This is a genomic window from Flavobacterium glycines (assembly GCF_900100165.1).
GTDB lineage: Bacteria > Bacteroidota > Bacteroidia > Flavobacteriales > Flavobacteriaceae > Flavobacterium > Flavobacterium glycines.
In genome coordinates this window covers 80,338-100,977 of sequence record NZ_FNEO01000003.1, presented here as the reverse complement: position 1 = coordinate 100,977, position 20,640 = coordinate 80,338, and the positions used below count along the sequence as shown (strand labels likewise).

Annotated in this window: 8 protein-coding genes; all 8 read left to right on the top strand. The window is 35.5% G+C overall.

Going from position 1 to position 20,640, the window contains the following annotated elements; translation table 11 throughout:
* The first annotated feature begins 85 nt into the window (after positions 1-85).
* The 8 genes from BLR17_RS10195 to BLR17_RS10160 all read left to right on the top strand — a co-directional run bounded on the left by BLR17_RS10195 (position 86) and on the right by BLR17_RS10160 (position 20,468).
* The gene (locus BLR17_RS10195; protein WP_066323743.1) at positions 86-1,483 is read left to right on the top strand and encodes a sugar porter family MFS transporter; all 1,398 of its coding nucleotides are present in this window, start codon (positions 86-88) and stop codon (positions 1,481-1,483) included.
* Positions 1,484-1,513: 30 nt separating this feature from the next.
* Entirely contained in the window at positions 1,514-4,804 is a 3,291-nt protein-coding gene (locus BLR17_RS10190; protein ID WP_066323745.1) for a DUF5107 domain-containing protein, read from the top strand.
* A gap of 33 nt (positions 4,805-4,837) precedes the next feature.
* The gene (locus BLR17_RS10185) at positions 4,838-7,261 is read left to right on the top strand and encodes a beta-galactosidase (protein WP_066323747.1); all 2,424 of its coding nucleotides are present in this window, start codon (positions 4,838-4,840) and stop codon (positions 7,259-7,261) included.
* An 18-nt stretch (positions 7,262-7,279) separates the two neighbouring features.
* Entirely contained in the window at positions 7,280-9,628 is a 2,349-nt protein-coding gene (locus BLR17_RS10180) for a beta-galactosidase (RefSeq protein WP_066323750.1), read from the top strand.
* Between the two features lie 10 nt (positions 9,629-9,638).
* Positions 9,639-12,551 (top strand): exo-beta-1,4-galactosidase, encoded by a 2,913-nt coding sequence (locus tag BLR17_RS10175; protein WP_066323754.1) that lies wholly within the window; start codon positions 9,639-9,641, stop codon positions 12,549-12,551.
* Between the two features lie 189 nt (positions 12,552-12,740).
* Complete coding sequence (locus BLR17_RS10170; RefSeq protein WP_066323756.1) at positions 12,741-16,394, top strand: hybrid sensor histidine kinase/response regulator transcription factor; 3,654 nt, start codon at positions 12,741-12,743, stop codon at positions 16,392-16,394.
* 144 nt (positions 16,395-16,538) lie between these two features.
* The gene (locus tag BLR17_RS10165; protein WP_245683132.1) at positions 16,539-17,165 is read left to right on the top strand and encodes a hypothetical protein; all 627 of its coding nucleotides are present in this window, start codon (positions 16,539-16,541) and stop codon (positions 17,163-17,165) included.
* Between the two features lie 318 nt (positions 17,166-17,483).
* Positions 17,484-20,468, top strand: coding sequence for a glycoside hydrolase family 2 protein (locus tag BLR17_RS10160; RefSeq protein WP_066323760.1), 2,985 nt, complete (start codon positions 17,484-17,486; stop codon positions 20,466-20,468).
* The last annotated feature ends 172 nt before the right edge of the window (positions 20,469-20,640 follow it).

Genomic DNA, 20,640 nt, shown 5'->3' with positions numbered 1-20,640 from the left:
TTTTTTCAATAAATTATCCATTGGTTGCCGTATAATGAAATGTAATTTTGTTTTAAAGCATTTCTATTAAAAACAACCAAATATTATGACAAGCCAAAAAAAACAATTTAACAATAATTATTTACTTGCAATTTCCATGGTGTCTGCTTTGGGCGGACTACTTTTTGGATATGATTGGGTAGTAATTGGTGGAGCAAAGCCTTTTTACGAACGTTTTTTTGATATTACCACTTCGGCCAATTTACAAGCCTGGGCTATGAGTTCCGCTTTGATTGGTTGTATTCTTGGTGCGGTTGTATCGGGAGTCATCAGCGATAAGTTTGGTCGAAAATGGCCTTTATTACTTTCCGCATTTTTGTTTACAGTTGCTTCTTTGGGAACAGGATTGGCTTCTGCTTATTGGATATTTGTTGTGTTCAGGATTGTAGGGGGAGTAGGAATTGGTTTGGCATCGGCACTTTCACCGATGTATATTGCCGAAGTAGCTCCTTCGCATCTCAGAGGACGTTTTGTGGCATTGAATCAAATGACACTTGTTGTTGGAATTTTGGCGGCACAAATTGTCAATTTATTAATTGCAGATAAAGTTCCGGCAGGAGTGAGTGATGCATTTATTCGTTCTTCATGGAATGGACAAATGGGCTGGCGCTGGATGTTTTTTGCCTGTGCCGTGCCTTCAGTAGTTTTTTTCCTGTTGGTGTTTACACTTCCGGAAAGTCCGCGTTGGTTGATGAAAGCTGGTAAAGCGGATAAAGCATTCCCCACGTTGCAAAAGATTGGTGGCGAAGTTTATGCTCACGAAGAAATGGCTAATATAAAAGCAACTTTAGATGATGTGACCGAAAAGATTGATTTTAAAGCGCTTTTTAATCCGAAATTTAAAGATGTATTAGTCATTGGAATCGTTATAGCGGTATTTCAACAATGGTGTGGCATCAATACTGTTTTTAATTATGCCGAGGAGATCTTTACAGCTGCCGGTTATGGTGTAAGTGATACTTTGTTCAATATCGTTATTACGGGAACAGTAAATCTTATATTTACGTTAGTTGCTATGTTTACGGTAGATAAATGGGGACGCAAAAAACTGATGGTTTTTGGTGCATTAGGTTTAACAATCACTTATTTGCTTTTAGGTAGTGCTTTTTATTTTGATTTAAAAGGTGTTGCAGTTCTTTCCTTGGTAGTAATTGCTATTGCTGTTTATGCTATGTCATTGGCGCCAATAACCTGGGTAATTCTTTCTGAAATTTTTCCTAATCGGGTACGTGGTGCTGCTATGGCATTGGCCACTTTTGCTTTATGGGTAGCCTGTTTTATTCTTACTTATACTTTCCCTTTGCTAAATAAAACTTTAGGAGCAGCAGGTACATTTTGGGTATATGCAGGAATTTGTGTTTTAGGGTTTTTGTTTGTTTTGATACGATTACCAGAAACAAAAGGAAAAACTTTAGAAGAAATTGAAAATGAATTAGTGAAGTAACGCTGTATAATATAATAAGAAGAGAATACAATGAGTGTAAAAGCCTGGCAAGAAGATGTAGTTATCCCTACTTATGAAATTGGGAAAGCTGAAAAGAATCCTATTTTTCTTGAAAAAAGAGTGTATCAGGGTAGCAGTGGTGCAGTTTATCCATATCCGGTGGTAGAAAAAATTGAAGATGAGAAGCGGGATAAAATTTACAACGCCATTTATCTTGAAAATGAATACATCAAAGTGATGATTTTGCCAGAATTAGGCGGCAGGGTTCAAATGGCTTACGACAAAATCAAACAACGCCATTTTATTTACTACAATCAGGTGATAAAACCTGCTCTGGTAGGATTGACTGGACCATGGATTTCGGGAGGAATCGAATTTAACTGGCCACAACACCATCGTCCGAGTACTTTTTTGCCTGTAGATCATACTATTGAAAAAAATGCCGATGGCAGCTTTACTGTTTGGGTAAGTGAAAATGAGAAAATGTTCCATCAAAAAGGGATGGCGGGATTTACATTACATCCCGGGAAAGCTTATTTAGAAATTAAAGGAAAACTGTATAATCCAACTCCGGTACCACAAACATTTTTATGGTGGGCTAATCCGGCTGTTGCTGTAAATGAACACTATCAATCTGTTTTTCCACCGGATGTGCATGCCGTTTTTGATCATGGAAAAAGAGATGTTTCTACTTTCCCAATTGCAACAGGGACTTATTATAAAGTAGATTATTCTGCAGAAGTGGATATTTCGAATTATAAAAATATTCCGGTTCCAACGTCGTATATGGCCATTAATTCCGAATTTAATTTTGTTGGAGGTTATGAAAATGATACTCAGGCAGGTGTTTTGCATGTGGCTAATCATCATATTTCACCAGGAAAAAAACAATGGACCTGGGGTAATGGCGATTTTGGAAAAGCCTGGGATAGAAATTTAACTGATGAAGACGGTCCTTATATCGAATTGATGGCTGGTGTTTATACGGATAACCAACCCGATTTCAGTTGGATGCAACCTTATGAGGAAAAGACTTTTACTCAGTATTTTTTACCGTATCGCGAGTTAGGTGTAGTTAAAAATGCTTCTCAGGATATTTTGATGAATATTGATAAGAATGAGGATAAAGCAGTAATCAAAATTTTTGCTACTTCTTTGCAAAAAAATGCCAAGATTGTCTTGGAAGGTCTTTTTGAAGAAATAACAGATTTAAGTCCTGAAGCGGTTTATGAACGTGAAGTGACTGTTGGAACAGCAAAAATAATTGATTTAGCATTATTTGTTTTTGCTGAAAATGGTCGTGAATTATTAAGTGTTAAAGCCGAAGAACAACAGGAAAAAGAAAAACCTGAACCGGCCAAAGCGGCTCTTTTACCTGAAGAAACGCCTACTTGTGAGCAATTGTATTTAACAGGATTACATTTAGAACAGTACCGTCACGCCACTTACAGTGCGACCGATTATTATCTGGAAGCTTTAAAAAGAGATGCTTCGGATGTGCGAAATAATAATGCTATGGGATTGTGGTTGCTTCGCAGAGGAAAATTTGCAGAAGCAGAAAAGTATTTTAAAGAAGCTATAAAAACACAACTGCAACGCAATCCGAATCCTTATGATGGAGAACCACATTATAATTTAGGTTTGGCTTTGCAGTATCAAAGTAAGTATAAGGAAGCTTACGATGCATTTTATAAATCCTGTTGGAACGCAGCTATGCAGGATGCCGGTTATTTTGGATGTGCCCAAATTTCCTGTGTAAATACTAATTTTCAAGAGGCGCTGTATGAAATTGATAAGTCTTTAGTGCGCAACTGGCACAATCAAAAAGCGCGTACATTAAAAGTAGCGATTTTGCGTAAATTATCTAAAAATGAGGATGCTTTAACATTGATTAAAGACAGCTTGAAAATTGATTTATTCAATTTTGGATGTCGTTTTGAGACTTATTTAATTTCCAATGATTCTAGTATTTTAGAAGAGATGCATGCTGTAATGAGAGGCGAAATTCATAATTATGAAATAGTAGCTTTGGATTATATAGCTGCCGGAATGTATGATGAAGCTGTACAAATAATCGAGGAAGGGATAAAAGTTTGTCAGACTACTCCAATGACGTATTATTATATGGGTTGGGCTTTGAATTTGGCCTCAAAAGATTCTAAAGTTGCTTTTGAAAAAGCAGCTTCTCATGCTCCGGAATATTGTTTTCCTAATCGTTTAGAAGCTATTTTGGCTTTAGAAATAGCACAAAAAGTAAATCCAAAAGATGGTAAAGCACCTTATTATTTAGGAAATTTATGGTACGACAAACGTCAGTATTCTGAAGCAATTTACTGTTGGGTAAAATCGGTTACTATAGATGGTAATTTTCCAACAGCGCATAGAAATTTAGCTTTAGCTTATTTTAATAAATTGGGACAGCAAGAAAAAGCAATAGCGTCTTTAGAAAAAGCTTTTTCTTTGGATACTTCAGATGCTCGTATTTTAATGGAATTGGATCAATTGTACAAACGTATTTGCAGACCACATCAGGAACGATTGGAATTTTTGAAAAAACATTACCATTTGGTACAGCAACGGGATGATGTTTATTTGGAATATGCTACTTTATGTAATCAGTTAAATGATTTTCAGCAAGCAATTGATTTAATTGATATTAAAATTTTTCATCCCTGGGAAGGAGGAGAAGGAAAAGTACCCAATCAATATCAAATTGCCAGAGTTGAATTGGCTAAAAAACACCTTTCCGAAAAAGAGTTTGAAAAAGCAATTGTTTTGTTGAATGCTTGTTTAGAATACCCGCATAATTTAGGCGAAGGAAAACTGGATGGCGCTCAGGAAAATGATTTTCATTATTGGTTGGGTTGTGCATATGAAGGCTTGGGAAATATCGAATTGGCAAAAGAATACTGGCAATTAGCCAAAGACGGAAGTAGCGAACCCGCAGCTGCAATATTTTACAACGACCAAAAACCGGATAAAATATTTTATCAGGGATTGGCTTTGTTAAAATTAGGTAATACCGAAGAGGCTCAACAACGTTTTGATGCTTTGATTGCTTTTGGAAACAGATATATAAACGAATTGATTAAATTGGATTATTTTGCGGTTTCTTTGCCCGATTTGTTAATATGGGAAGATGATTTGACTTTTAGAAATAAGATTCATTGTCATTATATGTTAGGCTTAGGTTATTTTGGATTGGACAAAGTGGATAATGCCATCTTTCATTTGAAAGAAGCAGCTAAAATGGATAGTAACCATCAGGGAGTTCAGGTTCATTTAGCAATGGCAAATAGTATTCAAAAAGAGATTATATAATTTAAACTGTTAATTTAATTAAATAGATATATAATGTTTAAATATAAAAAGTTATTCATTTTACTTTTAAGTTGTTACTCTGTTAAAACAATTGCTCAAAATTCCTATGTTATTGATATTACAAAGGTCAAAACAGATGTCTTGCGCGGGCATTTGGATTTGGGCGGAAATAATAAAACAGGAGATACAATCACGGTTAATAGTTTTTATTTAGAACATAATCGCAAAGCTTTTATTCCGGTTATTGGCGAATTTCACTTTAGTCGTTATCCACATCAATATTGGGACGAAGAATTAAAAAAAATGAAAGCCGGCGGAATTACTGTTGTGGCTACTTATGTTTTTTGGAATTTACACGAATTCAAAGAAGGTGTTTTTGACTGGAAAGCCGATTTGGATGTGCGGAAATTTACTGAGTTGTGTGCCAAAAATGGTTTGCAGGTTTTAATGCGTATAGGTCCGTTCGCTCATGGCGAAATGCGTAACGGCGGACTTCCGGATTGGTTATACGGAAGACCAATTGATGTAAGAAGCAACGATCCGATCTATTTGTTTTATACCAATCGTTTTTATAAGGAAATTGGACAGCAGTTATCAGGCTTACTATTCAAAGACGGAGGACCAATTATAGGAGTTCAGATTGAAAATGAATACCAGCATTCTTCGGCACCTTGGGGATTTACTTATACGGATGCTCCAAAAGAAAGAACAGCGGCAGGTCGCGACAAAAAAATTGTTCAGGATGGTGTTGGAATTAACGAACAGGGAAACGAATTTGCCAATGTGGGTAAAGATCATATGAAAACCCTGAAAGAATTGGCTATAAAAGCAGGACTCATTGCTCCAATTTATACCGCAACAGGATGGGGTTATGCCACAATTATAGAAAAAGGTTCTATTCCGGTAATGGCGGGTTATGCTTATCCGTTTTGGACAGCAGGAAACAGTCCGTCACCTTTTTATTTGTTTAAAAATATTCATCAGCAACCGGATTATTCACCAGTGAGTTATGATGTGAATTTGTATCCTTCTATGGCGGCAGAATTGGGAACCGGAATGGCGGTTACTTATGCAAGACGTCCAAGAGTTCCCGGAGAAAGTTTTCTTCCAATGATGGTCAGAACCGTAGGTAGTGGCACTAACGGATTAGGTTTTTATATGTATCATGGAGGAACGACACCTTCTGTGGGTAATTATTTCATGTCAGAAGGTTCGGGATTAAACAATAAATCCTATGATTATCAGTCGCCAATTGGTGAATTTGGGAATTTGAGCTCCGGTTATTTTTCCTTAAAATTGATTAATTATTTTTTAAAAACCTACGGAGATGATTTAGCACCCTTATACCCTGTTTTGCCAGAAACGAATGCTACAATTAAAGCGGAAAATACTCAAACTTTGCGTTATTCGGTAAGATGTGACGGCACAAAAGGCTATTTATTCATGCACAATTTTCAGGATCATTTAAAAATGAATGATTTGGAAAATTTGAGTGTGACTGTTCAAACCAAAACAGGAGCAGTTAAATTTCCGGAATCGGGAACTTTTACATTGAAAGCAGGAAGTTCGGCCATTTTTCCGTTTAATGTTAATTATGATGGAGTGCCTATCAAAATGGCTACAGTGCAACCACTATGTCGATTTGAAAATCAAACTAAAAAATATAATGTTTTGTTTGTTGTTGACGCGATTGCTCCTGAAATCGTTTTTAAAGGAAAACAAAAAGTTGTTGGAATCCAAACAGAAACTAGAAATGGAAATACAGTTGTGAAATGCAATTCTCAACAAATAAATGAATTTGAAGTGAATGGTATTTCATTTTTGGTGCTTCCTGAAAAAGAAGCTCAAAAAGCCTATTTAGTGGGAGAATTTGGAAATCAAAAATTGATTATCAGTGAAGCGGTTGTATTGGATGCTAAAGAGAAAATTTCGTTAATCAGTACTGATAATGAGCAAATCAATTTTTCTGTTTTCCCAAATGATACAAAGCCTACACCAGCTGAAGGAAAATTGGAAAAAATGAAATCAATTTCAAAAAAAATCAGTAACTGGCGTCTGACTTTGCCTAAAGTTGCATCGGATATAAAATTGATACAAACAGACAACAGTCATTTTGTACTTAAAGCCGGAAGTTTGGATTTGTCTAAGGTGAATGACTTGTTTGTTACTTTTGATTATCGTGGTGATCGTGGTATTTGTATGATGAATGGCGAATTACAAACCGACAATCTTTATACCAGTAAACCGTGGACTATCGGATTGAAAAAATATCAGGAAGCTTTGAAAAGCAATGATATGTATTTTTATTTTATGCCTATGCAAAAAGATGCACCTTACTTAAGTTATCTGGATAAAGAAGTGCTTCCTGATTTTGGGGAGAAGAAAAGTTTTTTGGAAATTAAGCAGCCAATAATTTCGGTAGAATACAAAGTAAATGTAGTTTTGAAAACTAACTAAACCCAACCAAAAATAAACATGAAATTATCGAGGAGTATTTTTATTCTTATTTTTTTTATTTCGTTGACGGCGATAGCTCAAATTGATTCCAAAAAAGGAACATTTGTTGCCGGGGAGAAATCCTTTCTGTTAAATGGTAAGCCATTTATAGTGCGTGCCGGCGAAATTCATTTCCCCAGAATACCACGTGAATATTGGGAACATCGCATTCAAATGTGTAAAGCCATGGGTATGAATACTATTTGTATTTATCTTTTTTGGAATTTTCACGAACAACAGCCTGGTAAATTTGATTTTACGGGACAAAAAGATGTGGCCGAATTTGTGCGACTCATTCAAAAAAATGGTATGTATTGTATTGTTCGTCCCGGTCCATATGCCTGTGCCGAATGGGATATGGGAGGTTTACCCTGGTGGCTTTTGAAGAAAAATGACATTCAGGTAAGAACTAAAAATGATCCGTATTTTATGGAACGCTCCATTAATTATTTGAAGCAGGTGGGTAAGCAATTAGCCCGCTATCAAATTCAAAATGGAGGAAATATTATTATGGTTCAGGTCGAAAACGAATATGGTGTTTTTGGGCAGGATGTAGCTTATATGCAACAAGTGCGTGATGCCGTTCGTGCATCAGGATTTGACAAAGTACAGCTATTCCGTTGTGACTGGAGTTCCAACTTTTTCAAATATGATGTTGATGGGGTTTATACTGCTTTAAACTTTGGCGCTGGTTCTAATATTGATAAGCAATTTGAAAAGTATAAAGAAGTGTATCCTAAAGCGCCATTAATGTGCAGTGAATATTGGACAGGATGGTTTGATTATTGGGGAAGAGCACACGAAACCCGTTCGGTAAGCAGTTTTATTGGCAGTTTAAAAGACATGTTGGATCGTAATATTTCCTGTAGTCTTTACATGGCTCATGGAGGAACTTCCTTTGGGCAATGGGGTGGAGCCAATGCACCTCCTTTTGGTTCTATGGTTGCCTCTTACGATTATAATGCTCCAATAAATGAGGGAGGACAGCCAACGGATAAATTCTATGCTGTTCGTGATCTATTGAAAAATTATCTTAATCCGGGTGAAACTATTTCGGAATTGCCTGCAAATTATCCGGTCATAGCAATTCCTAAAATAACTTTTGAGGAATCAGCTTCCTTGTTTGAAAATCTTCCTAAAGGCATTGCGTCGGAAACGATTAAGCCTATGGAAGCCTTTGATCAGGGTTGGGGACGAATTTTGTACAGAACTAAATTCCCGGAATCAGCTACTAATTTTCAATTGAAAATTACTGATTTGCATGATTGGGCAAACATTTATATCAATGGAAAGTTGATTGGTAATTTAGATCGTCGCAAAGATGAAAATACAATTAAAATACCTCAGGCCAAAAAAGGAGATGTGCTGGATATTTTAGTAGACGCTAATGGTCGCGTAAACTATGGGAAAGCCATTATTGATCGAAAAGGGATTACAGAAAAAGTGGAAATGTTAGTTTCTTCCAATGCGACTCTATTGACCAATTGGGAAGTTTTTAATTTTCCGGTAGATTATAATTTCCAGAAAAATCTAAAATTCAAAATAGCAAAAGCTAATGGTCCGGCATGGCATCGGGCAACTTTTAATCTTGATAATGCAGGTGATACTTATATCGATATGAGTAGCTGGGGAAAAGGTATGGTTTGGGTGAATGGCTATAATATTGGAAGATATTGGAAAATTGGTCCGCAACAAACCCTTTATATGCCTGGATGCTGGTTGAAAAAAGGTAAAAACGAAATTATCATTCTGGATTTAGAAACGCCAAAAGAACTTACAACAGTAGGTTTTACAGTACCCGTTTTAGATAAAATAGTAATTGATGAATCTCTTTTACACCGAAAAAAAGGAGAAACACTCGATTTGTCAGCTGAAACAGTAACGGATTCAGGATCGTTTAGTGCTGGACAAGGCTGGAAGGAAGTGATTTTTAATAAAGAAGTTGAAGGTCAGTATTTCTGTTTTGAGGCTTTAGATTCACAAAATCCAAAAGATCAAAGTACTTGTATTGCAGAATTGGAATTAATTGGTGCTGATGGCCTAGCAATAAACCGTTCTAAGTGGAAAATAGTCTATGCTGACAGTGAAGAAGTTTCAGTAGGTAATTATTCGGCTGAAAAAATATTTGACCAGCAGGAATCTACTTTATGGTCTACTGCCTGGACAGTTTCAAAGATGCCTCATCCTCATCAAGTAGTAGTGGATTTAGGTGAAACCATAAAAATTAAAGGTTTTAAGTATTTACCCCGAACAGATAAAAATACGAATGGGAATATAAAATCATATCGTTTTTACATTAAACAGAATCCATTTTCTATTAAAAATTAAAATCAGCCTAATGAAAAAATATAGTTATTTCTGCCTTTTTTTTGCAATCATTGTCTTTTTGAGTAGTTTCAAAGATAAAACTAAGAAGGATGAGGAAATTCGTCTGGAAGGGAATTGGCATTTTGAAATAGACCGACAAGATGAAGGTATTTCTCAAAAATGGTACAACCGCAATCTTTCGGATAATATTCATTTGCCGGGTTCCATGGCTGAATTTTTAAAAGGAGATGAAATTACACTTAAGACCAAATGGACTGGTTCTATTTATGACAGTTCCTTTTATTTCAGACCCAGTTTAAAAAAATACCGTGAGCCGGGAAATATTCATATTCCTTTTTGGTTAACACCTGCCCGACATTATGTGGGTGCTGCCTGGTATCAAAAAGAGGTAACTATTCCTGAAAATTGGAAAGGCAAACGTATTGTTTTACATTTGGAAAGAGCTCATATTGAAACCCGTGTGTGGGTAAACGACAAAGAAGTGGGCATGCAAAATTCCTTAGTTGCGCCGCATGACTATGATTTAACGGCTTATCTGGCACCAGGGAAACAACGCATTACTATTCGTATAGATAATCGAATAAATAAGATAAATGTAGGGCCGGATTCGCATAGTGTTACCGACCATACCCAGGGAAATTGGAACGGAATTATAGGTGCGATTGCTTTGCAAACTTTTGAACCGGTTTTCTTTGATGATGTTCAGGTATATCCGGATTTAAAAAATCGTAAAGCAATTGTAAAAATTTCCGTTGAAAACAGTTCTTTGAAAAATTTTAAAGGAAATGTTTCGATTTCAGCAAAAAGTTTCAACAGTAATAATTCAGATCAAACCAAAGAAGTTGTAGCTAACTTTTCAGTAAGCAAAAAATCAAAAAACAGTATCACACTCGAATTGCCTTTTGGAGCAGGTATGCTTAGCTGGGACGAATTTAATCCGGCTTTGTATAATTTGAATGTAAAGTTGGTTTCCAAAGAAATAAAAACTGAAAAAACCGTTTCCTTCGGAATGCGAGAATTTAAAATTCAGGGGAATCATTTTATGATTAATGGTATTCCGGTAGTTTTGAGAGGAACAGTGCATAATTGCGAATTTCCGCTTACAGGTTATCCCGCAACAACGGTAGAAGCCTGGGAAACCATTTTACAGAAAATAAAATCCTATGGTTTAAATCATGTTCGTTTTCATTCCTGGTGTCCTCCGGAAGAAGCTTTTATAGCGGCAGATAAAGTGGGATTGTATTTGCAACCCGAAGGTCCAAGTTGGCCTAACCACGGAGTGAAAGTTGGTTTAGGTCAGGCTGTTGATCAGTTTATTTATTACGAAACCCAACGTATGGCTAAACAATATGGTAATTATGCTTCGTTTACGATGTTGTCAGCAGGGAATGAGCCTGCTGGAAATCAGGTAAAATATTTGAACGAATTTGTTGATTTTTGGAAAGCAAAAGATTCCAGAAGAGTCTATACGGGAATGTCAGTAGGAGGAAGCTGGCCTGTAATTCCTAATGCCGAATATTTAGTACGTGGTGGAGTAAGAGGTTTAAAATGGGATAAAACCTTAGAAACTGAATCTGATTTCAGTGCCGAAATTCAAAAGTTCAAAGTGCCATTTGTAGCGCACGAAATTGGTCAATATTGCGTGTTTCCAAATTTTGATGAAATTCAAAAATATACAGGTGTATATCGAGCTAAAAATTTCGAAATGTTCCGTCAGGATTTAGCGGATCACCATATGAGTGATCAGGCGAAAGATTTTTTAAATGCCTCCGGAAAATTACAGGTGTTGTGTTATAAGAACGAGATTGAAAAAATATTAAGAACACCTGATTATGGTGGATTCCAAATGTTAGGATTGCAGGATTTTCCAGGGCAGGGAACCGCTTTGGTGGGAATGTTGGATGCCTTTTTTCAGGAAAAAGGATATGTAACGGCGAAAGAATTCAGTCGTTTTTGTAATTCAACTGTACCATTGGCTAAAATTGCAAAGTTTGTTTATCATAATAATGAAAGTTTTAATGCAACAATTGCGCTTTTTCATTCCGGAGCCACTCCTTTGAAAAATGCTGTAATCAGTTGGACTATTAAAAACGAAAAAGCGGAACAGTTGGCTTCAGGCAGTTTTGATGCTAAAACCTATGAAAACGCAAATGGGTTGAATGTAGGTAATGTAAGTTTTCCTTTGAATCAAATCAAAGAGGCATCTAAATTAAATCTCGAAGTAAAAGTAAACGGAACAACTTTTGCAAACGACTGGGATTTTTGGGTTTATCCTGAAGTAAGCATAAAAGTAGAACCATCAATATACTATACAACAGTTTTGGATGACAAAGCCAAAGAGGTATTGAAAAATGGAGGAAAGGTGTTTTTAAATGCTTCCGGAAAAGTGGTAAAAGGAAAAGAAGTAGTGATGAACTTTTTACCTGTTTTTTGGAATACTTCCTGGTTTAAAATGCGTCCGCCACACGTAACCGGAATGTTGATTCAGGATAAAAGTGCTGCTTTTAAAAATTTTCCAACTTCATACTATAGCGATTTACAGTGGTGGGATATTCAAAATCGCGCTCAGGTGATGAATTTAGAAGATTTTCCGGCTGATTTCCGTCCGTTAATCCAACCGATTGATACTTGGTTTATGAACCGTAGATTGGCTTTGGTTTTCGAAGCAAAAGTAAGTAAAGGCAAAATTATCGTATCCAGTGCTGATTTAGGTCCTGAGGTTCAAAATAAATTAGCTTCGAAACAATTATTTTATTCGCTGCAAAATTATATGAATTCTGATGCATTCAATCCTAAAAATCAATTGTCGGTTGAGTTGATTGAAGATATTTTTAAAAGTCCTTCAAAAGAGGTTTTTAATACTTATACAAAAGACAGTCCTGATGAATTAAAACCTAATTCGAATCAGAATAAGGTGAATTAAAATTGTATTATAAAAGAGTTAGAAAGGAGCTAAATGATTTGTTTAGCTCTTTTTTTATTTTCAAAAGATTAGAACTGACAAAAAAACAGGACCAAAACTATTTCATCCCAAAGGGTTAAAATTAAAATGTTTAATAGGATTTATGATTAACATACCTTTATATTTGTGTAACATTTTAGTCAAAATATAATGTATAGAAAGTTAGTTGTTTTATTTTGTTTGTTGTTCATCAATTTATCTGTAACAAATTGTTTAGGACAAAATCTCTTTTTTGAAAAAATTACCGGTCGTGAGATTAATCCTGTTACTCAGATTCACGGTATTGCCAAGGATTCTGTGGGGTATATCTGGATTGGGAGCTGGAATGGAGCTTATCGATATGATGGCAAAACATTTGATTTCTATTATCACAATCCTAATGATAAAACATCACTGCCTAATAACAGAATCCGTAATATTATTTCGGATAAGAAGTTGGGGCTTTGGTTTCTAACTTTCGATAAAAAATATGTTCGCTTTAATTATCAGTTAAATTCTTTTAAGATTGTTGCCAATAATAAAGTGCCTAAGAGCATAGTTGAAAAGTTAAGCAGTAATTCTAATTTATTAAATAAAGACCGTATTGTAAACGGAAAAAGGTATCTTTTATCGGAACATCAGTTTACTGCTCAGGATATAAAATCAGGCAAAGAATATCGTTATACGGCTAATATCAATCATCCGGGACAATTATTGGATGATTATATTACCGATTTTTTTGTAGATGACGAAAATATAATCTGGCTGGGTACTCGTGGAGGTGATGTTTATAAGGCAAACCCAAACCGGAATCCTTTTGAACTGCATTATAGTTTTAGAAAAGGAAGTGAAAATACTAAATTGGCTATTGTCAAAGCGGTATTGAAAGTAGGAGATAGAGTTTGGTTAGGGACGGACGAAGGCATATTAATTTACAATAAAGAAGGCTTGGATTATGCTAATCCTTTTTATAAGTCAAATAGTCAGGTAGGGCTTGTACGTAGTTTTTTCAGAGACACTAAAGGTCAAATTTGGATAGGAGGTATTAACGGTTTAGAGTGTTACAATCCAAAAACGAATCGTTGTAAGTCAATAATCAATAAAGTTTTATCTCCAAAGTTAGAAACCTGGTCCATTTATGCTTTGGAAGCGTCTGGGGATAATTATTTATGGGTAGGACTTTATAATGGTATTGCACGTATCGATTTAAGTAACGACAGTATTCGCTTTTTTAATTTGTCAAACAAAGTTAAAGACCGAAGTGTTATGGATGTCTTATCGGTAAATGATCATGAACTTTGGTTGGCAACAGAAGGAAATGGGGTTATTCGATTGAAAATAAATAATAAAGGAGTTATTTATGACGAATTATTACTGAATACTTTCGGATCTGATTCAATGAATACTATTTCAGGTAATATTATTTATGCCTTACATAAGGATAAAAAAGGAAACATTTGGGTGGGTAGTAGTGAAGGTTTGAATAAAATTAATCCCCGTAGTAATCCGATGAAAATTGAAAAAGTGCAGTTATTATCGGAAACTCCAAATACATACATTTCTTCGATAACGGATGATGCCAAAGGAAATCTATGGATTGCCCACAAACAGGGAATCTCGATGATTAATATTGTTACCAATAAAATTTCTAATTATCGAAAAGAAGACCAATTTGGTTCATGGACTTTTTCGGAAAGAGCTTTTTATAAAGATCCGCTAAGTCAGAAAATATATTTTGGGGATAAAAATGGGTACCTGGCTTTTAATCCTGCTGAGATAAAAACGGTTGTGACCAATAATAAACTTATTTTTAAAACCCTGTATCTGTCCAATGAGAAAGTGATACCGATGGATACCGTAAAAGGAAGGGATGTTTTGACTAAGGATTTGTCGCAAACTCAATCGATTGAATTGGATTATGATAATCGAAATTTTGCCATAGAATTAGCTTCTTTAAATTACAATAAAACCAATAAAGAGGTTTATGAGTACATGTTAGAAGGTTATGAAGACAAATGGATTAAGACAGCCAGTAGTAAAATAACCTATAACAAAGTGCCTCCGGGCAGTTATGTTTTTAAAGCCCGTATCGTTTCGCTTAATGATACAAAATCACCAATAACAACTTTAGAGGTACATGTTGATGCACCCTGGTATGACACCTGGTTAGCTAAGATACTGTTTTTGTCTTTGTTGGTGGGTATTGTTTACTGGATTTTCAAAGAGATATTATATAGGGATCGATTGAAAAACGAAATTAAATTAGAGCGACTCAATACAGAAAAACAGGAAGAGTTAAACAAAGAAAAAATAGAGTTTTTTACCAATATTTCCCATGATTTAAAAACACCTTTAACGTTAATTGTTGATCCTTTAAAACGTCTTCAGGACGAAACATTGCCTCCCGAAGATAAGGAAGTTTATTTTTCAATTGTTAATAGAAATATTAGTTATTTGAGTAAGCTGATAGCTCAAATTTTGGATTTTAGAAAATCCGAAACCGGAAAATTAAAAAGCAATCCTACGGTTCAGGATTTTAATGCATTCATGGAAAGCTGTTACAATACGTTCAAATTTATTTCGACAAAACGAAATATTGGTCTGCAATTGCATACTTCCGAAAAAACATTGCCTTGTTATCTGGATTTTGAAAAAACAGAGCAAATTATTACCAATATTCTTTCCAATGCTTTTAAATACACTCCCGATGGAGGAAAAGTGAGTATTTCGGTAACGCAAAATATTGCTGCATCGACTATTGATATAGTAATTGAAGACAATGGTATTGGAATCGAGGAATCGGAATTAGAGAAAATATTCGAACCTTTTAATAATGTGGGGCCAAGTCCGTATTATGGTTATTCATCCGGTATTGGTTTGTCACTAACCAGAAATCTGGTGCACTTTTTAAATGGAACTATAAGCATTGAGAGTGTTTTGAAAAAAGGAACAAAAGTATTTATCACTTTACCATTTGTTGCAGCATCTGAGAATGCAGTAGAGTTGGTTCCTGAAAAAACGTTTTTTGAAGATAATTATCCGATTCAGCCGCTGGATGAACCGTCTTTTGAAGGTGTTAAACCAACTATTTTGATAGTGGAAGATAATCCTGATATTCAAACTTATTTGAATAAAGAATTGAGCAAAGACTATATTGTATTTCAGGAGTATGACGGTAAAAAAGGATTAGAAACAGCTATTAAACAAATTCCCGATATCATCGTTTCTGATATTATGATGCCCGAAATGGAGGGGACAGAACTTTGTAAGGAATTAAAAAGGGATGAAAATACCTGTCACATTCCGGTTATTTTGTTAACGGCTAAAGGTGCCGACGAAAGTAAAATAGAAGCCTATAATTTAGGTGCCGAAGCCTATGTGATGAAGCCTTTTAATGTGGATGTGTTAAGAGCCCAAATTAAAAGTGTCTTAGAAAACAGAATCATTCTTCAGAAAAAATTGGCCGGTATTGCCACCATTGAGCAATTGCAGGAAGAGATGCCGGATCAGGATAATGAGTTTTTGGAAAAAGTAATTCATCTGATTCAACTGAATATTGAAGATGTCGAATTCAATTCGGAAGAATTGGCCAAACTGCTTAATATCAGTTCCAGACAATTGTATCGAAAATTAAAGGGAATATCCGGTAATACCGTGCATGAATTTATTACGAAAGTCAAGATGAATCAGGCGGAAGAATTACTCCGAAATTCTGATTTGAACATTTCTCAGATTGCCTATAAGTTAGGTTTTTCGGAACCGTCTAACTTCTCACGAACTTTCTCCAAGCATTTTGGTTGCAGTCCTTCGCAGTATGGAAAATAGTTTTTAATTATTTGTAAGAATATTTAAATATATTTGAAAAGTAATAGAGAGAAACAAATTTTCGTGTATAAGCTCATTAAAGTGAGATTAAGAAAGGTTTGTTATTTATTATAAAGCAAAAACATAATTAACAAATCAAGGCAAATGAAAAAATTATTTACAATCGCAATGATTGTTCTGACATCAGCAGTTTTTGGACAGACTTTTCAAGGTAAAATTGTGTACCAAAATGCTTACACCAGTAAACTTCCAAATGTAACAAGCGAACAATTTGAAGTAATGATGGGTACAACACAAAATTACATCATCAAAGGTGGCGATTACAAATCTAATCTTAATGGAAAAATGTTTCAATGGCAACTTTACATTAACAAAGACAACAAACTTTACAATAAAATGTCGAACTCTGAAACAATTTTTTGGAATGATGGTGCTACAAATCCTGACGAAGTTTTAAAAGTTGAAGTAAACAAAGGTGTGACAGAAGTTCTTGGCTATAATTGTGACGAAGTTGTTTTGACTTGTAAAAGCGGAATACAAAAATATTACTTCAACTCTAAAATTGGCGCAGATATATCTTTTTTTACAAAACATTTATTTGGAAATTGGTACGACTATTTAAAAGTAGCCAAAGCATTACCATTGAAAATTATTATTGATAATCCTCAATATACCCTGACAAGTATCGCTACAGAAGTGAAAGAGTTAAAACTTGATGATAAAGAATTTCAGTTACCTGAAAATGCAACAACAGCTAAAAGTCCGTATTAAAAAAGACATACCTCGTTTTCCTAATACGTAAGTATTAAACAATTTTAGAAAATCTGTATAAATCTGCCTAATCTGCGTGAGATTGTTTTCACAGATATTAGGCAGATTTTTTTAAATTTAGGGATTGAACATTAAGTTTTTATCCATTTTCAGCAGTCAGATTGCGCCATTTCTTATCAAATACGGTCAAATGTCAGGATATGACAGAAAATGGCAACTATTGATAATTCAAAATATAGAGGGAAATCTACATTTGTAAAAGCTTATGGCGAAGTATAAGTGTTATAATTTCGAATGAATAATTAATAAAAAAGTAATATGAACTTAAAAGGATTAGTAGCAGGAGTGTGTTTGTTATCCTTATCGACAAACGGCATTTTTGCTCAAATAAAGGAATCGGAAAAAGTTAAGTATAATTTCAATTACGGTTGGAAGTTAAATGTGGGCGAGGCAGAAGAAGCTAAGCAGCTCAATTTTGATGATAACAAATGGACTAATGTTAATCTTCCTTATGCCTGGAATCAGGCCGAAGCGTTTAAAGTGGATATCTCGCATTTATCCACCGGAATTGCCTGGTACCGCAAAACGTTTCAATTGCCTAAAGAAGCTGCCGACAAGAAAGTTTTTATTGAGTTCGAAGGAGTGCGACAAATGGGCGAAGTGTATGTGAATGGTACTTTGGTAGGCTTGCACGAAAACGGAGCTATGGCTTTTGGTTTGGATGTGACTTCGTATTTGGAACCGTATCCTCAGGAAAATGTGATTGCCGTAAAAACGGATAATGATTGGCGCTACCATGAAAAAGCAACAGGTTCTACTTTTCAATGGAATGACAAAAATTTTAATGCTAACTACGGAGGGATTCCAAAGAATGTATTCCTGCATATTAAGTCAAAAGTGTATCAAACATTGCCGTTGTATTCCGGTTTAGGAACTACAGGAACTTATGTGTATGCTACTGATTTTGATATTGCAAAGAAAAAAGCTTTAATCAATGTGTCTTCACAGGTTAGGAACGAGAATCCAACAGCGGTAAAAGCTCAATTAAAAGTGAGTGTAGCCGATATGGACGGAAAAGAAGTGGCTTCATTTTTAGGAGATGCTTTTACAATAGCTGCTAACGAAACGAAAGATCTTAAAGCATCCAAGGAACTAAATAATCTGAATTTCTGGAGTTGGGGTTATGGTTATTTGTATACTGTTTCAAGTGAATTACTAATTGATAATAATCCAGTTGATGCAGTAGTTGTTCGAACAGGTTTCCGTAAAACGAAGTTCGAAAAAGGAATGGTGTATCTAAACGACCGTGTGATTATGATGCACGGTTATGCACAACGTACCAGTAACGAATGGCCTTCGGTAGGAATGTCGGTTCCGGCATGGTTGAGTGATTATTCGAATAGTCTGATGGTAAAAAGTAATGGTAATCTGGTACGATGGATGCACATTACGCCTTGGAAACAGGATGTAGAATCCTGTGACCGTGTGGGTTTAATTCAAGCGATGCCGGCTGGAGATTCGGAGAAAGATGTTACAGGACGCAGATGGGAACAACGCACCGAATTGATGCGTGATGCGATAATTTACAACCGTAATAATCCTAGTATTTTGTTCTACGAATCAGGAAACGAAAGTATTTCAGAAGAACATATGCAGGAAATGAAAGCTATAAGAGATCAATATGATCCTTTTGGAGGAAGAGCGATTGGAAGTAGAGAAATGCTTGATAGTAAGGTAGCTGAATATGGAGGAGAAATGCTATACATTAATAAGAGTGCAAAACATCCTTTTTGGGCCACTGAGTACAGCCGTGACGAAGGTTTGCGTAAATATTGGGACGAATTTACACCGCCTTATCATAAAGAAGGAACCGGAGGAACTACACATGAAAATGTAAACGGAACAAAAGTAGTTGATGCCAGTGCTTACAATCACAATCAGGATGCGCATGCTATAGAAAATGCGGTACGTTGGTATGACTATTGGGAAGCGCGTCCGGGAACGGGAGACCGTGTGAGTTCAGGAGGTGTAAATATTATTTTTAGTGATTCGAATACGCATTACCGCGGACAGGAAAATTACCGTCGAAGTGGGGAAGTAGACCCAATGCGAATTCCTAAAGACGGATTTTATACCCATCAGGTAATTTGGGATGGTTGGGTTGATACTGATAAACCGGCAGCTCATATTATTGGTCATTGGAATTACGAAAAAGGAGTGACTAAAGACATTACGGTTATTTCAACTGCCGATGCAGTAGAATTATTCGTTAACGGAAAAAGTTTTGGAAAAGGAAAACAGGATAAAAAGTTTGTGTTTACATTTAAAAACATAGAATATCAGTCGGGAGCTATTAAAGCTGTTGGTTATAATCAGTCAGGGAAACAAGTTTGTGCGGACGAAATTAAAACAGCTGGAAAGCCTTTTGCGCTAAAATTAAATGCAATTCAAAGACCGGGCGGAATGTTAGCCAATGCTAATGATTTGGCAATTGTAGAAGTTGAAGTTGTGGACAACAAAGGCAATCGTTGCCCTACCGCGATGAACATGATTAATTTTGATGTTCAGGGTCAGGGGACTTTCATAGGAGGAATTGCGCAAGGACCAGATAATTATATTGGTTCTAAAAATCTTCCGGTAGAATGTGGAGTGAATAGAATTTTTGTAAAAGCCAGTGATTTAGCCGGGATAATTAAGGTAAAAGCAACTTCTGAGTCACTGAAAACGGCTGAATTAAGTATCAATACGAATAAAACAGATCTTCAAAAGTTATCATTGGCTATGCCAGCGGATAAGCTGCCATCGTATGTTGAAAAAGGACCTACGCCAGCTACACCTTCTTTCAAAAAAACTAGAAATAGTGTTAAGATTTCAGAAGCAAAAACCGATGCTAATCCTGCTGATGCCGCAAAAAGTTTCGACGATAACGAATTGAGCCAATGGACAAATGATGATGGAAGCCCAAAAATTGAATACGTTTTAGAACGTGAAGCTACTATCAATCAGGTAGTATTGAAATTAGCCGGATGGAGAAGTAAAAAGTATCCTATTCGAATTTCGGTAGATGGGAAAAAAGTTTTTGAAGGAGTTACTCCTACCAGTTTGGGTTATGTAACCCTTGATGTCACTCCGGTTAAAGGAAAGATAGTTCAGATAGAATTGATGGGAACTTCAAAAAACAGTAAAGACATCAATCTGGTTGAAATCACCGGAAAAGTAGATGATGCAGGTTTAAAACAATCTAATTCGAAAACGCCACAATTGCCTATTGTTGAAGTGGAATTTTACGAGCCTATTCGTTAATTTGTTTTCACTTTAAACGAACAAAAGAGAAGTTTATATTTTTTATAAATGGTTTAGTCAATTTTTTGAAAAGTCTATCGAAATTTTTTTTTAAATGGAGATAGGCTTTTTTAAATGTCGATATTGAAGTCCTCCGTGTTCAGTTTAAAAATGTAAAAATTTAACATTTGTT

Bases quoted from the DNA above. Each gene is read 5' to 3' on its own strand.
- BLR17_RS10195 (WP_066323743.1), top strand. From the start codon at position 86: ATGACAAGCCAAAAAAAACAATTTAACAATAATTATTTACTTGCAATT.
- BLR17_RS10190 (WP_066323745.1), top strand. From the start codon at position 1,514: ATGAGTGTAAAAGCCTGGCAAGAAGATGTAGTTATCCCTACTTATGAA.
- BLR17_RS10185 (WP_066323747.1), top strand. From the start codon at position 4,838: ATGTTTAAATATAAAAAGTTATTCATTTTACTTTTAAGTTGTTACTCT.
- BLR17_RS10180 (WP_066323750.1), top strand. From the start codon at position 7,280: ATGAAATTATCGAGGAGTATTTTTATTCTTATTTTTTTTATTTCGTTG.
- BLR17_RS10175 (WP_066323754.1), top strand. From the start codon at position 9,639: ATGAAAAAATATAGTTATTTCTGCCTTTTTTTTGCAATCATTGTCTTT.
- BLR17_RS10170 (WP_066323756.1), top strand. From the start codon at position 12,741: ATGTATAGAAAGTTAGTTGTTTTATTTTGTTTGTTGTTCATCAATTTA.
- BLR17_RS10165 (WP_245683132.1), top strand. From the start codon at position 16,539: ATGAAAAAATTATTTACAATCGCAATGATTGTTCTGACATCAGCAGTT.
- BLR17_RS10160 (WP_066323760.1), top strand. From the start codon at position 17,484: ATGAACTTAAAAGGATTAGTAGCAGGAGTGTGTTTGTTATCCTTATCG.